This window comes from Cognatundibacterium luofuense (genome assembly GCF_018139685.1).
GTDB classification, from domain to species: Bacteria; Pseudomonadota; Gammaproteobacteria; order Burkholderiales; family Burkholderiaceae_D; genus Undibacterium; species Undibacterium luofuense.
Genome location: NZ_JAGSPN010000428.1, coordinates 1 through 325 on the forward strand (window position 1 = coordinate 1; position 325 = coordinate 325).

Annotated in this window: 1 protein-coding gene; it reads left to right on the forward strand. The window is 52.9% G+C overall.

Annotation, left to right across the window (positions count from 1 at the left end; genetic code table 11):
• The coding region (locus KDM89_RS21080) for a MotA/TolQ/ExbB proton channel family protein (protein WP_212689771.1) at positions 1-325 on the forward strand (325 nt) is incomplete at both ends.

Below are 325 nucleotides of genomic sequence, written 5' to 3' on the forward strand. Positions count from 1 at the left end.
GAATTTGAACGTCATTTCTGGTCAGGTGGCAATCTGGTTGAGCTGTATCAGACTGCGGCCGCCAACCGTCGTAATGGGCGCGATAAAACCGGTTCGCTGGAACGTATTTTCGAAGCGGGTATGAGTGAATACCAAAAGGTCAAGAACGCGAATAAAGCAGCACTGGATGCCGGTGCCATGCTGGATGGTGCACGCCGTGCGATGCGCGCAGCCTACCAGCGCGAAATGGATATGCTGGAATCGCATTTGTCTTTCCTTGCCTCGGTGGGTTCGGTCTCTCCTTACATCGGTCTGTTCGGTACAGTGTGGGGGATTATGAATGCTT